We start from the raw sequence: 13,290 nt of genomic DNA on the forward strand, positions 1-13,290 counted from the left end.
GTGAAAATCGAACAATTTGACCATCTGGTCCTGGTGACAAATTCGCTGACGGATTGTTTGCGGTTTTATGGCGATGTTTTAGGAATGACCATTGAATGCAAGAATAATCGCTATGCGCTTCGTTTTGGCCAGCAGAAGATAAATATACATACCCGAAAAGCAGAGTTCCTGCCCGCCGCGCAATATCCTACGCCGGGGTCGCTGGATTTATGTTTGGTGGTATCCGGGCCGATGGCTGAGGTTAAACGGGAACTTATGGAAAAAGGGCTTTCACTTGAAACGGATATCGTGGCGCGAAATGGTGCCCAGGGGAATATGCAGAGTATTTATCTGCGGGATCCGGATGGCAATTTGGTGGAACTTTGCAGTTATGAAGACAGTGAGGTGCGATCATGGAACAGGAAATGAAAGTCGGAAGAATTGGCGTTGCTGGTGAGACGAATATCAGCCGTGAAAAGGCGGCGGGAACCAGCGAATTTCGCGAGCTGTTTTCGGATAGGGTCGCTGAAAAGCTCGGAAAGATTCCCGAGACAATCGAGGATATGACAAAGACCCAGAAGGAGTTAAAGGAGCTTCGGGCCCAGCGGGAGTTTACGGAAACGGTTAAACACGTTTTGCCCGATGGCAGCATCCGCGTATCGGAATACAAACAGGGGCATTTGGAGTCCTGTTATATTCAAAAGCCCAAACTTCATGCGGTGGTCGATACGAGCAAACCAATCCCGCGGGCGGCCGATGGCTCGCTTTTGACCAGTCAGCAGGAAACGAAACTCGTTCCGCGCCGTAATATTCTCGAGGAGTGAGTTTTGGCCGTTCGTATCGCATGGCGTGACTTTTGCGCCTGGATATGTTATGCTAAGAAAAGATTTTCATAGGGAAACGATAGTAGGGCGAGCAATCGCTACGGTAAGGACATCCATAATCCGGCAGTTTTCGGATTATGGATGTTTTTGTTTAGGAGGGAATTTTTTGACGGATGAATTATTTGCGCGGATGCCGATTCCAAAGGCGTATATGACGCTGGCACTGCCGGTGGTCATGAGCATGGTCGTGCAGCTTGTCTACAATATGGCCGATACATTCTTTATTGCGCTGACTGGTGATACGGCACTGATCGCTGGCGTATCGGTATGCACGCCGCTTTTTACATTGATGCTGGCCTTTGGCGATTTGTTTGGCCTGGGCGGCAGTTCGGTCATTGCGCGGTTGTTTGGCGCGGGCCGCAAAGCAGATGGCAAACGGCTCAGCATCTTTTGCTTTTATGGTGCTATTGCGTTTGGCCTGCTCGCGGCAATCGTGCTCTTGTCCCTGCGCGGGCCGATGCTCGCGCTCTTGGGGGCTGAGGGAGAGGTCATCCCGCATGCGGCGGCCTATTATTCGTGGTTTATCGCTGGTGCGCCGTTTGTCATTTTTTCGCTCGTGCCGACGAATCTATTGCGTACGGCAGGCTGCCCGAAAATCTCGATGAACGCTTCGATTCTCGGTGCGGTCATCAATATCGCGCTTGACCCTGTGCTGATTTTCGGGCTGGAGCTTGGTGCGGCCGGGGCGGCAATGGCAACTGTCATTGGGTATATCTGCTCGGATATTTACGCCGTGTGCTATATCCGCCGCCATTGCGCGGAGCTGTCGCTCGACTTGCCCGCGCTTTCCATCGACCGCAAGGAAATACAGGCCATCGTTTCGATTGGCCTTGCAGCAGCTGTGACGAATTTTACGCAGACGCTTGGCATCGCGATGACGAACCGCAGCCTGCTCCCTTATGGCAGTGAAGCGATTGCCGTCATGGGCATCGTCATGAAAATCATCATGATTGTTGCGCTGGTCGTCGTAGGGCTTGCCTTTGGCGGGCAGCCACTCATTGGCTATACGTATGGCGCCAAGGACAAGGTGCGCCTGCAAAAGGTAATCGCCTTTGCCTTGAAGGCCGTTGTGGGAACGAGTCTCGTGCTGGCCGCAGGGATTGCTTTATTTGCCGGGCCGGTCATGCATATTTTCCTCGAGCAGCCCGAACTTATTGCGCAGGGGGTTATGATGCTCTACTGGCAGCTGCCAGCTATCGTATTTATGGGCATTGGCCTGGTACTTATCTGCACGTTCCAGGCAACTGGCAAAAGCCTGCCGGCGTTGTTTCTTTCTCTATGCCGTCAGGGCATTGTTTATGCGCTGGCGCTTGCCATCCTGCCGCTTTGGTTTGGCTATACCGGCGTCATCGCCGCTCAGCTGGCGGCCGATATCGTGACCGTTCTCATTGCCGTGCTGCTTTATCGCAGCTGTCTTTTGTCGTGATAGCAGTGAAATCATAAGATAATTTGAAGTGACTTCATAACGTAAAAGGCCCCCGCGGCGAACCGTATTTTCGGTTTCGCCGCGGGGGCCTTTGGTTTTATTTGCGAAGATTTTAGTTTTCGACTTCGACCAATTCGATTTTAAAGTTCAGTTCTTTGCCGGCCATTTCGTGGTTGGCGTCAAAGGTGATAGTGGTTTCGGTCTTTTCCGTTACGGTGACGGGAACCGGCTGGCCATAGGCATTCTGCAGGGCAACTTTCTGACCGGCTTCGAGGCCTTCGGCACCAGGTAGCTGGGCGATTTCCATCGTGATGATGTTTTCGTCCGAGGGCATGCCGTAAGCTTCTTCGGGCATCAGATGGATGTCCTTCGTTTCGCCGATGGCCATGTTTTTGACGGCTTCGTCAAAGCCTTTGATCATCATACCGGCTCCGCAGACAAATTCGAGCGGTTCGCCGCGGTCGTAGGACGAATCAAATTTCGTACCATCGTTGAGGGTACCCGTGTAGTGAACTTTGACTTTTTTGTTTTCGTTGCTCATTGTGTATCTCCATTTCTTGTGGTAATTATGTTATTTAGTATAGCATAAACGGTGTTACGAATTCAGCAGCGCTTCTTTTAATTCCCGATAGCGGCGCGTGTAGTAAGGACCGTTTTGAGCTTCGCGGTGGTCAAACCCATAAGCGCGGCGGCTGACGGCAAGAATCGGCGGTGCCTGGATGCGTTTGGCAATGGCCATGCCGCAGAAGAGGTTCCACCAGCGTTCGAGGTCATCGATGAAGTCTTTGGCAGTCGGGAAATATTTGGCGACAAGTCCCGGCTCGCAGCCGAGATTTTCTTCGACGGTGCCAGCGGCATACCATTCGAGGATATCCTGCGGCGCCGCTTTTTCCCAGCGCTCGATGAAGGAGCGGAACAGGTAGTCATGATACGGGTATTTGAGCGGGTCGCCCTTGCCTTCGTCGACGTTTTGTGCATTGGAAAGCTCGGCACTCGGCACGATGTCGATGATTCCCTGGGGCACGACTTCGCGGCCGTAGATTTCTTCATTCATATAGTAGGCCAGCGCGTAGACCTGATGCTTCCAAAGGTCGGCAAGCGCGGCAAGGAAGCCTGATTGGTCACCGTAAAGCGTCGAGTAACCGACGGTCGTCTCGGCTTTGTTGGCGTTGCAGGTAAAGCCGCCGCCAAAAGCTGCGGCAGCACCGGCGAGAACGCGGGCACTGCGGTCCCGGGCCTGAATGTTTTCGGTGACGAAGGACGAAACCGACAGATTGGTCGTGCTGCCGTCTGCCAGATACGTCATCGGCGTGTGTTCGAGCTGGTCAATCGTATGGTCAACCGATTGCTGAATCGGCACAATCATGTATTGACAGCCGAGATTGTTGGCCAGCTGCTGCGAAAGCCCCTTGGTCGTCTCGGAGTTGAAGACGCTGGGCATGTTGACGAGCAGCAGGTTTTCAGGGCCGACAACTTTGGCATAGAGAGCGGCGGCAACAGCTGAATCGATACCACCCGAGATGCCGATGACGACTTTTTTCATGCGGATGTTTTCGAGGAAATGTTTGACGCCGTAGTGAAGCGCGCGGTAAATATGCGCGATGTCTTTTTCCTTTGACTTGTCAACGGGGGTTGACTTGTCAAGGCTATCGAGGTCGATAATGGTCAACGTTTCGGTGTATTCTTCGGAAACGGCGCAGACATCGCCGTTAGCATTGTAGGCCGTACTTGACCCGTCAAAGGTGTAGATGGTCTTGCCGTTGTTCTGCAGGCCGATTGCATTGACGTAGAAAAGCGGTACGCCGGCGTCTTTGGCCTGGGCGCCAAAAACGCGGTTGCGCTTGTCGTTTTTGCCAAGTGTATACGGGGAGGCTGAGATGTTGACAAAGAAGTCCGGCTTATGATGGCGGCGAAGCATCTCGATCGGTTCCATCTCGTAGTTGTCGCTCCAGCCATCTTCGCAAAGCAGGCAGCCTACGCGGTAGTGGCGGTCCTTGATTTTCAGCGTTACCGGTGAGAGCAGCTGGTCGGGCGTTGTGCCGAGCTCACGGGCCAGTTTCTGCAGGCTGAAGAAATGGCGCGTGTCATCAAATTCTCGGTAGTTTGGCATTAACGTCTTGATGACATAGGGATATGGCATGTTGTCGGGCTGGACCAATTTGCCGTCACGGGCCGTAAACAGGGCGTTGTATTTGCGCACGCGGCCGTCGTTGTTCTTTTTTGACCAGTCAATGGCGATGTTGCCGAACATTACCGTTATGCCCGTTGACGCGTCAATGATGTCCTGACCGTAGCGCTCACAGTCCTTCAGGAAAGAGGACTGCTCCCAGGTATCTCCTAACAAATAACCGGGGACAGCCATTTCCGGGAAGATGATGAGGTCGACGCTTTGTTTTTTGGCATCGGCTATCATCGAGAGGATTTTGGCGGTGTTTTGGTCAGGATGGCCAGGAATGACTTCCATCTGGCCCATAGCGATTTTTAACAAGGGAAAAACACTCCTTAGATTATTACATAAATAAGTTAATACTCATGCAATAGATGGTAAAATGTAATCTTTAAAAGAAAAACGTATTTTCTTAGGTGACAATCTTATATTTTCTATAGGATTCGCCTTTAATATATGATATAATAAACTTCGAATACAGTCTAGAACTATATTTATGACGCAAAAGATAACAAAAGTCCGATGTTCATTGATTTTCTATTGATATAGAAGCAAGTGGAAAAGAAAGAGGCGGTTGATTTGAAGTATAGCAGTACGAGAGGCAATGGCGTAAAACTTGATTCCGCGCAGGCGATTATCCAGGGCCTCGCTACTGATGGTGGTTTGTTTGTACCGGACAGCTTGCCAAAAGTTGACGCGTCATTTATAGCCGCCCTGCAGGAACTTACCTACGAAGAGCGGGACGCAAAAGTGCTCGGCCTGTTTTTGACCGATTATACGGAAGAAGAAGTCAAAGGGTGTGTGACGCGCGCTTATGGCAATGGCAAATTCGATGACGCTATGCGCGCTCCCGTTAAGATTTTTGACGATATGGGCGTACTCGAACTCTGGCATGGCCCGACGAGTGCGTTTAAGGATATGGCCTTGCAGCTGCTTCCGCAGCTCATGAGCACGGCGCTCAAGAAGACGGGGGAAAAGGACGAAGTCCTGATTCTCGTAGCGACCTCTGGCGACACGGGCAAGGCTGCCCTCGAAGGCTTCCGCGATGTTGACCAGATTAAGATTATGGTCTTTTATCCGGAGGGCGGTGTCAGCCGAATCCAGCAGCTGCAGATGCTTACGCAGGAAGGCAGTAATGTCAATGTTACGGCGGTCCGTGGTAATTTTGACGATGCCCAAAGCGGGGTAAAGGCCATCTTTGGCGATAAGTCCTTTGCCGAAGAATTAGGCGCTAAGGGAGTCAAACTCTCCTCGGCTAATTCCATCAACTGGGGCCGCCTTGTGCCGCAGATTGTCTATTACTTCAGTGCTTATGCGGACCTCGTGAAGGCAGGGAAGATTCAGGCCGGTGAGGAGATTAATTTCACGGTACCGACGGGTAACTTCGGAGATATCCTGGCTGGCTTCTATGCAAAATGCATGGGGCTTCCGGTTCATAAACTCATCTGTGCTTCTAATGCCAATAACGTTTTGACCGATTTCCTGCGCACGGGTGTCTATGACCGCAACCGCGATTTCTATAAGACGATTACGCCGTCGATGGATATTTTGATTTCGAGCAACCTCGAACGGCTGCTGTTCCACATGACGGAAGATACGGCAAAAGTCGCTGGCTGGATGAAAGATCTGGTTGCAACTGGCCGCTATGAGGTAGGACAGGAGCTGTTGCAAAAGATTCAGCAGACCTTCTGGGCCGATTGGACGGGCGATGACGATACGAAGGAATTAATTGGCCGCGTCTTTGCTGACAAGCATTATGTGCCCGATACGCATACGGCCGTTGCCTGGAAAGTGGCCGAAAACTATCAGCAGGCAACGAAAGACGGTCACTACATGGTCATTGCTTCGACGGCAAGTCCGTATAAATTCAATGGCAGCGTCTTGGAAGCGCTGGGAGCAGAAACAGCTGGCCTCGATGAGTTTGCCATGCTCGATAAACTTCAGGAACTTAATGATGACCCGACACCGCAGGGACTTGCTTCCTTGCGCACGAAACCTTTGCTGCACAAGGATGTTTGCGCAGTGACGGCGATGAAACAGGCTGTGCTTGACTTTGCTGCAAAGTAATCAAAAACAGCCGTATTCGGTAGAAAATCGCCAAAATTTCGTGTAAATGCGGGATTTTATAAAACACAACGGAAACAATAATAGTTTTTGTTGTGTTTTATTTTATTTATTCGTTTTGACAAACAATTGTGATAAATAAAAATTTAAAACTTTTAACAAATAAATAGTTGACATTTATGGAAAAATAAGCTAATATAATACTCGTGACAGGGCATATGAAAAATTATGGCGAGGTCACTCAAGTATTTAAACAATTTATGAAAGAGGTTGAATGTAAAATGGCAAACATCGATCTTAGTCAGTATGGAATCACGGGCGCAACGGAAATTATCCACAATCCGTCTTACAAAACCTTGTTCGCAGAAGAAACGAAAGCTGGTCTCGAAGGTTTCGAGGTTGGTCAGGTTTCTGAACTCGGTGCAGTAAACGTCAAGACGGGTATCTTCACGGGCCGTTCGCCAAAAGATAAATACATCGTTGATGATGCTACGGCTCATGATACGGTATGGTGGGATTCGGAAGAATACCACAACGACAACCATCGCCTGTCCGAAGAGAACTGGGATGTTCTCAAGGACATCGCCAAGAAAGAGCTCTCCAACAAGAAACTCTATGTTGTTGATGCTTTCTGCGGCGCTAACAAAGATACGCGCATGGCTGTACGTTTCATCGTGGAAGTTGCTTGGCAGGCTCATTTCGTTACGAACATGTTCGTAAAACCGACGGCTGAAGAGCTCGAGAACTTCAAACCGGACTTCGTCGTTTACAACGCTTCCAAAGCAAAAGTTGAAAACTACAAAGAGCTGGGCCTCCATTCTGAGACGGCTGTTGCCTTCAACCTCACGAAACGCGAGCAGGTTATCATCAACACCTGGTATGGCGGCGAGATGAAGAAGGGTATGTTCTCCATGATGAACTACTTCCTCCCGCTCAAAGGCATTGCTGCTATGCACTGCTCCGCTAACACGGATAAACAGGGCCAGAATACGGCAATCTTCTTCGGCCTCTCTGGCACGGGTAAAACGACGCTGTCCACGGACCCGAAACGTCTCCTCATCGGCGATGATGAGCACGGCTGGGATGATGAAGGTATCTTCAACTTCGAGGGCGGCTGCTATGCAAAAGTTATCAACCTCGACATGGAGTCTGAGCCGGACATCTATGGCGCTATCAAACGCAACGCTCTGCTCGAGAACGTAACGCTTGACGACAAAGGCAACATCGATTTTGCCGATAAGACGATCACGGAAAATACGCGTGTATCTTATCCAATCGATCACATCAAGAGCACGGTTAAAGGTTTTGTCAATGACCGCAGTGCTGCTCCGGCCGCTAAGAGCGTTATCTTCCTTTCTGCCGATGCATTCGGCGTACTGCCGCCGGTTTCCATCCTGACTCCGGAGCAGACGAAGTACTACTTCCTGTCCGGCTTCACGGCTAAACTGGCTGGTACGGAGCGTGGCATCACGGAGCCGACGCCGACGTTCTCTGCTTGCTTCGGTCAGGCATTCCTCGAACTCCATCCGACGAAATACGCTGAGGAGCTCGTTAAGAAAATGGAAGCTAACGGCACGAAAGCATATCTGGTCAACACGGGTTGGAATGGTTCCGGCAAACGTATCTCCATCAAAGATACGCGCGGTATCATCGATGCTATCCATAGCGGCGCTATCAAGAAAGCACCGACGAAGAAAATCCCGATGTTCAATTTGGAAGTTCCGACGGAGCTCGAGGGCGTAGATACGAATATCCTCGACCCGAAAGATACCTATAAAGATGCTGCTGAGTGGGAAGCAAAAGCTAAAGATCTCGCTGAGCGCTTCATCAAGAACTTCAAAAAATATGAGACGAACGAAGCTGGCAAGGCCCTCGTCGCTGCTGGCCCGCAGCTCTAATTCAGCCTCACACACATCTTCACCTAAAAAAAGGAGTCAGATTTTGACTCCTTTTTTTATTTTTCTCATCGAATTGCAACAAACGTGTGATATAGTATTATTGGTATATGTTCGAAGGAGATGATTTTTTGAAGTTAGCGAGGATATTGCTGGGGGGAATCCTGATACTGGCGGCCAATGTCTTTTTGCTGGGCAGTGTGGAGGCTGCCAAGGGGAAATTGGTCTTTATTCCTCACGATACGCGTCCGATATCTTGCGAGGAGACGGCTGATGTGGCGCGTGCGGCTGGCTACGAAGTCATTGTTCCGCCGAGAAATATTTTGAGTGATGGCGTGGATAAGCCGGGCAATCCGGAAAAACTTTGGGATTGGGCCGAGCAAAATATCAAAGGTGCCGATGGCGCGATGTTCTCGTCGGATTCGATGATTTATGGCGGCTTGGTGCCGTCGAGAAATCATGAGTTGACGGAACAGGAGTTATGCAGCCGCGTCAAACGGTTTGAAAAACTCCGTCAGGAGAATCCGAAATTGAACCTCTATGTGTTCAGTTCGATTATGCGCACGCCGCGCAGCGGTCTTTACTCCGGCAATGCGGAACCTGCTTACTATCAGCATTATGGTGCGGATATCTTTCAGGCAACGGCTTATGCGGACAAAGAGGAAATGCAAGGGCTTGAGCCAATCGAGAAAAAAGCCATGATGCTTCATGAGCAGTCGGTTCCGGCAAAAGTCTGGAAGGATTGGCGCACAAGACGCGAGAAGAACGTCAAGGTTAATGAACAGCTGATTGACCTTACGCGCAAGGGCGTTATCAGTTATCTGGTTGTCGGCAAGGACGACAATGCGCATTTTTCCCAGACGCATCGCGAAGGCCGGGAACTTGCCAAGTATGGCAAAGACATTCCAAGTACCAGGTTCCAGGTGTTGGCCGGCATTGATGAATTCGGTGCCCTGCTGTTAAGCCGGGCGATTAATGATTTGGAAAAGCAGATTCCGTTCATTTATGTGCAATATAATGAAGGAAAAGGCGGCGCTACGATCCCAGGCTATTCTGATGCACCAATTGATGAGACGATTCGCGATTCGGTCCGCACGGCTGGCGGGATGGTGGTAAACAGCCCGAAGCGGGCGGACTTTATCCTGCTCGTTAACACCAATGCCGATGGCCGGACGGGCGAGGCGAACCAGGTTACTTCGGCCGGTGGCGGCATTGCCAACGATGGCCGTGACCGGGGGACGACAAAACACTTTGTCCAGCTGATTCAAAAAAATCTCACTTATGGCAGTGCCGTCGGTGTAGCTGATATTGCCTTTGCCAATGGTGCGGACAATGCGTTGATGCAGGCGCTTTATAACGACAATCTGCTCTATAAACTCCGTGCCTATGGCGGCTGGAATACGCCGACCAATACGACGGGCTTTGTCATTGCTACCGGACTGTTGTCGGGGCGCATGACGGATGAGGCGGCCGACCGTTTGCTGACGCGGCGCTACATTGAGGACTGGGGCTATCAGTCGGTGGTCCGCACGCAGATGGCGAAAAGTATTGCCGGCTTCCGCCGTTGGGATGTTTACAGCAATATGGGGAATATGGAACCTGGTATTGTCAGCCGTATCAATATCCTGATGCGGGAATTTGCCATCAAGTACCTGCCGCCCTATGAAGGTCTTGATACGATGAAGGTAACACTTCCCTGGCATCGCATGTTCGAAGCGGATTTTAATTACTAAAAGATAACAACAAAAAGGATGTATCAAAAGGCTAATGCGTTTTGATACATCCTTTTTTACGCGAGAACTTCGCCGATGGCGGCAGCTACGCCGTTATGAAGATTGTCTTTGGTGATATGAGCGGCCGCTCGTTTTAGTTCCGCGACGCCGTTTTCCATGGCTGTGGCATTCGTGGGGAAGGCTTCAAACATGGAAAGGTCATTGGTGCCATCGCCCAAAACGAGAACTTCATCTTCAGCGATGCCGAGCTGCTGCGTTAAAATGTTCAGTGTGTTGCCCTTAGTCGCGGCGGCATCATTGATTTCGATATTGGTGCGGAAGCTGGCAGAAATCGCAAGGTCTGGTACTTCCGCTGCTAAGCGCTCGGCCAGCGCGGCAAGTTTACCTGGCGCCCGGCTGAAGGTGATGAATTTGGCGATGTTTACATCGCTTTGCCAGAACGCGTCAAAATCCTTGATATATTGAAGTTTTTTGAAATGCGGATTTTTAAGCGACCAGAGAAAATTTTTGAAGAAATTGGTACCGGGGCGAACTTCGCGCATGCGGTCCAAAAGGCCGCGATACGTCTTTAGGCGGGAGTTGGCACTGAAGTGGCCGCGGTCGGTGTAGATTTCAAGATTGAAGCGCGAAAAGCTCGCGATGATTTCGTATATCTTTTGACTCCGCTCGTGGTCGATATAGGCGGAATGAAGCAATGTGTGGTCTGGTGCATGAAGCTCGGCGCCGTTCATGGTCAGATAGTAGGGCGAAAGGCCATAGCTTTCAATGAAGCCCTGGACATCGGCCATGATACGGCCGGTGGCAATGACGAATTTTATTCCCCGCTGCGTAGCTTCGCGGATAGCGGCGATATTTTCGGGTGATATCTGATGGTTGCCGTCAAGCAGGGTTCCATCCATATCGGTAGCAATTAATCGAATCATAATATCCTCCTGTCATTTTTATTATACGGATAGGGAGCATGGATAGCAAGGTATTGCACAGGTTTTGCCATTGTGGGAAGAGGTGGTTTTTGGTAGAATGAAAGAGTACAAACGAATGTTTTAGGTGATGCGATTGAAATTGACAGATTCCATTCAATATGTAAAGGGCGTTGGCCCGAAAAAGAAGGCAGAACTCAATCGTTTGGGGATTCGTACGGTTTATGATTTGCTGACCTGGTTTCCGCGGACGTATGAAGACCAAAGTGTGCTGACCAAAATCAGTGCGCTAAAACCCGGGGAACGGGAGACTGTAGCCGGTGTCATCATGAATGTGACCGAACGTCAGGCGGGAAAGCGTGGTATGACGATTTTGACAGCGCTCATTGGCGATGGCACGGGCTTTTTGCAGGTGACCTGGTTTAATCAGAAATTCCTCAAGAAAAAGCTCGTGACTGGCAAGCGCGTCTTCGTGACGGGCAAAGCAGAATATGCTTATGGCGGCCGCGGGCAGTTTGCCATGAGCCAGTTGTCGGGCTTTCAGATTTTAGATGACGAGGAAGAACCCGAGGAAATGTGCGGCATATTGCCGGTATATCCAGCTACGGAAAAATTGAATCAGAAATTTTTCCGCAAGATTATGCAGGGCCTTTGGCAGGAGGAGTTTGAGCTGCCCGAAGTGATTCCGCAGGGAATCCGCGAGCGTTTCCATTTGCTGGCACGCCGCGAGGCGTTTTATAAGATTCACTTTCCCGCAAGTTTTGAAGAACTCAAGGCGGCGCGCAACCGGCTGGCGTTTGAGGAACTCTATTTGATTCAGTGCGGCCTTATGGTGCTAAAGAAACAGTCGCGGGAAAAGAAAAAGGGAATCCGCCATCTGCTAAACAGTGAACTGGTCCGCAAGCTCATGGACAGCCTGCCCTTTACGCTTACGGATGACCAGTCAAAGGTGTGGCAGGAAATATGCCGTGATATGGAAAGCCCGATTCCCATGCGGCGGCTGGTGCAGGGTGACGTTGGCTCGGGGAAAACCGTCGTGGCGATGCTGTCACTTGTCAAGACGGTCGAAAACGGCTATCAAGGGGCCTTGATGGCGCCGACGGAGATATTAGCCAGCCAGCACTATGAGGGCTTCTGCCGGCAGCTTGAACCGCTGGGGGTCCGGGTGGGCTTCCTTTCGGGACGGCTTACAAAGAAGAAGCGGGAAGCGATGTATGCGGCGATTGAAACGCACGAAATCGATATCGTCATCGGCACCCATGCGCTGATTCAGGAAGGCGTACATTTTGCAAAACTCGGTTTGGTGGTAACCGACGAACAGCATCGCTTTGGCATTGCCCAGCGGGCAGAGCTTGAGAAAAAGGGCAGCCTTATGCCCGATGTATTGGTTATGACGGCAACGCCAATCCCGCGGACGATGACGCTGACGGTTTATGGTGATTTGGATGTATCGCTTATCCGCCAGCTGCCGCCAGGACGCCAGCCAATCCGCACCTTTGTGCGCCAGCCGGATCGCCGGGAACTCATTTACCGCTATGTGTTGTCACAAATTCAAGCGGGGCGGCAGGCCTACGTGGTTTGCCCGCTCATTGAGATGAATGAGGAAAGCCCGCTGCCGTCGGCGGAGGAAATCTATGACGAATTGCGCTATGGTATATTTCGCGAGGTACCTGTCGGCCTGGTTCATGGCAGGATGAAGCCGGCGGAAAAAGAACAGGTCATGCAGGATTTTTATGACGATAAGATAAAACTCTTGGTATCGACGACCGTCATTGAAGTCGGGGTCAATGTGCCCAATGCCAGCATTATGGTCATCGAGAATGCGGAGCGCTTTGGCCTGGCACAGCTCCATCAGTTGCGCGGCCGCATTGGCCGCGGGCAGTATCAGTCGTTCTGTATCCTGGTCTCCGAGATGAAAAGCGAAAACGCCAAGGAGCGGCTCAGCATTATGGCTGAGACCACCGATGGCTTTAAGCTGGCTGAGGAAGATTTAAAACTCCGTGGGCCGGGACAGTTCTTCGGCTCTATGCAGCATGGCCTGCCTGACCTTAAGATTGCTGATGTCTTAAAGGATATGGATATTTTACTGCTGGCCCGCAAGGCGGCTATGGAGACGATGGAAAATCAGGAAGATGTCCGCTTTGTGCTGCCGATTTTGGCATTACAATATCAACAGCAATTTCTTAATATTACCGATACATGATACATTTTGCCTGGGGAAA

Annotated in this window: 10 protein-coding genes; 7 read left to right on the forward strand and 3 right to left on the reverse strand. The window is 50.8% G+C overall.

Annotated features, from left to right (window positions below; all coding sequences use genetic code 11):
• The 3 genes from FZ040_RS01335 (at position 1) to FZ040_RS01345 (ending at position 2,289) form a co-directional block, all read left to right on the forward strand.
• A complete protein-coding gene (locus FZ040_RS01335) occupies positions 1-408 on the forward strand; it encodes a VOC family protein (protein WP_149170342.1) in 408 nt (135 codons plus the stop codon).
• Entirely contained in the window at positions 393-803 is a 411-nt protein-coding gene (locus tag FZ040_RS01340) for a hypothetical protein (protein WP_149170343.1), read from the forward strand. The genes FZ040_RS01335 and FZ040_RS01340 overlap by 16 nt, the downstream gene beginning before the upstream one ends.
• Positions 804-969: 166 nt before the next feature.
• Entirely contained in the window at positions 970-2,289 is a 1,320-nt protein-coding gene (locus tag FZ040_RS01345; protein ID WP_149170344.1) for an MATE family efflux transporter, read from the forward strand.
• Between the two features lie 112 nt (positions 2,290-2,401).
• Here FZ040_RS01345 and FZ040_RS01350 read toward each other — a convergent pair whose 3' ends face one another.
• Together FZ040_RS01350 and nadE are read right to left on the reverse strand one after the other, a co-directional pair.
• Positions 2,402-2,830, reverse strand: coding sequence for an FKBP-type peptidyl-prolyl cis-trans isomerase (locus tag FZ040_RS01350; RefSeq protein ID WP_149170345.1), 429 nt, complete (start codon positions 2,828-2,830; stop codon positions 2,402-2,404).
• A 54-nt stretch (positions 2,831-2,884) separates the two neighbouring features.
• Complete coding sequence (gene nadE, locus FZ040_RS01355; RefSeq protein WP_149170346.1) at positions 2,885-4,777, reverse strand: NAD(+) synthase; 1,893 nt, start codon at positions 4,775-4,777, stop codon at positions 2,885-2,887.
• Between the two features lie 258 nt (positions 4,778-5,035).
• Between nadE and thrC the strand changes: the two genes are divergently transcribed.
• From thrC to FZ040_RS01370, 3 genes are all read left to right on the forward strand, one after another.
• Positions 5,036-6,523, forward strand: coding sequence for a threonine synthase (gene thrC, locus FZ040_RS01360; protein WP_149170347.1), 1,488 nt, complete (start codon positions 5,036-5,038; stop codon positions 6,521-6,523).
• 278 nt (positions 6,524-6,801) lie between these two features.
• A complete protein-coding gene (gene pckA, locus FZ040_RS01365) occupies positions 6,802-8,418 on the forward strand; it encodes a phosphoenolpyruvate carboxykinase (ATP) (protein WP_149170348.1) in 1,617 nt (538 codons plus the stop codon).
• A 128-nt stretch (positions 8,419-8,546) separates the two neighbouring features.
• Positions 8,547-10,148, forward strand: a complete 1,602-nt coding sequence (locus tag FZ040_RS01370) for a DUF4127 family protein (protein ID WP_187620199.1) — start codon at positions 8,547-8,549, stop codon at positions 10,146-10,148.
• A 56-nt stretch (positions 10,149-10,204) separates the two neighbouring features.
• On the opposite strand, the gene FZ040_RS01375 is transcribed toward FZ040_RS01370, so the two are convergent.
• Positions 10,205-11,071 carry a Cof-type HAD-IIB family hydrolase gene (locus FZ040_RS01375; protein ID WP_149170350.1) on the reverse strand — a complete coding sequence of 289 codons (867 nt, stop codon included), beginning with the start codon at positions 11,069-11,071 and terminating at the stop codon, positions 10,205-10,207.
• A gap of 133 nt (positions 11,072-11,204) precedes the next feature.
• Between FZ040_RS01375 and recG the strand changes: the two genes are divergently transcribed.
• Positions 11,205-13,271 (forward strand): ATP-dependent DNA helicase RecG, encoded by a 2,067-nt coding sequence (gene recG, locus FZ040_RS01380; protein WP_149170351.1) that lies wholly within the window; start codon positions 11,205-11,207, stop codon positions 13,269-13,271.
• Positions 13,272-13,290 lie beyond the last annotated feature (19 nt).

It is taken from the genome of Pseudoselenomonas ruminis, assembly GCF_008271295.1.
In the GTDB taxonomy this organism is placed as follows: domain Bacteria; phylum Bacillota; class Negativicutes; order Selenomonadales; family Selenomonadaceae; genus Selenomonas_A; species Selenomonas_A ruminis.